The sequence below is a fragment of the Paraburkholderia sp. RL18-085-BIA-A genome, from assembly GCF_046027075.1.
Taxonomy (GTDB): domain Bacteria; phylum Pseudomonadota; class Gammaproteobacteria; order Burkholderiales; family Burkholderiaceae; genus Paraburkholderia.
Map to the genome: position 1 here is coordinate 1 of NZ_JARESU010000453.1, position 1,163 is coordinate 1,163.

2 protein-coding genes are annotated in these 1,163 nt (G+C 57.1%); both read right to left on the bottom strand.

The genetic code is table 11. From position 1 onward, the window contains the following. Window positions 1-126: 126 nt before the first annotated feature. Window positions 127-711, bottom strand: coding sequence for a substrate binding domain-containing protein (locus P0D89_RS53175; protein ID WP_408371280.1), 585 nt, complete (start codon window positions 709-711; stop codon window positions 127-129). Beyond that, entirely contained in the window at window positions 615-1,025 is a 411-nt protein-coding gene (locus tag P0D89_RS53180; RefSeq protein WP_408371278.1) for a LysR family transcriptional regulator, read from the bottom strand. Before P0D89_RS53180 ends, P0D89_RS53175 begins: the two co-directional genes overlap by 97 nt. Window positions 1,026-1,163 lie beyond the last annotated feature (138 nt).

Genomic DNA, 1,163 nt, shown 5'->3' on the forward strand with positions numbered 1-1,163 from the left:
GGCGCCCAATATGGATGGCACAACTCCACGAATCGATGTAGTGAAGGTGTCGGAAAAGTCGTCTTGCAAAATCGACGTGACAGCTGAGGAAGGGATACGTCTGCTCGAGTCGATCAAGAAAGCGGCCTATTCTTGATATGTTTCGATAAGCTGTTTCTGGACCGCCTCTGCGAAAATCGTCGCGACCCGTCTGATGTGCCGATGATCGGGAAAGACGGCGCAGTAATTCGACGGGTCCGACCGATACTGATCGAGCACCGGCACGAGACTGCCGCCCTCGATATCCCTTTTTGCGTAGACGTCATAGAGGAAGGCGATGCCAAGGCCGTCGACCGCGGCTTGTCTGACCGGGGTATAGCTGCTCGCGAGAAACCGGCTTCGCACTCGAACCTCGACACGTCCTTCGGGGCCGTTCAGACACCAGGTGTCGGGCCCGGAGTTTCGTGAGACCACCAGACATTCGTGCTGGCTGAGTTCATCGAGATCCGCCGGCGTTCCGCACGCCTCGAGATATTTGGGCGATGCAACGAGTCGCCTGCGCGAGCGCTGCAGTACGCGGCGAGTTGCGCTTTCGTCCAGCAACGATTCGGGACGAAACGCGAGATCGACTCCGCTCACAAGCAGGTCGAGATATGCATTGTCGACGACGAGCTCCAGACTGATACCCGTATAGTGTGCAAGAAATTCCGTGACCCATGAAATGGGTAGGATATCGAAAAATTCAGGGGGGGCAATGCGACGCGCAGCGAGCCAATCGGTTCCGGATACGTGTCGGCGACCTGTTGTCCCGCAAGCACGAGTTCTTCGACGTTCCGCGCGCATTGCTCGTAGAAAGCCTGTCCGACCGTGGTCAGCATCAACTTTCTGGTGGTTCGAAGAATCAGCTGGCTGTGCTGCTGGTTTTCAAGCTGCTGAACGCGTCGGCTGATCGTGTTCGCCGGCATCCCGATACGGCGTGCCGCTTCGGCGAAACTCCCGGCTCGGATCACCTCGACGAATAGATAAATTTCATTCAGGTCGAGCATACATTCCTCATACTGGATGTGCTCCCGCCATCTGGACCGTCTAAGGGTCAGCGCAATGGTGGTCTAAGTCGAACTACCCGGAGATCGTCGAGGCCGGTTGGCGAAAGTTGATCCCGGCGCGGGATTGCGTCATTCGAT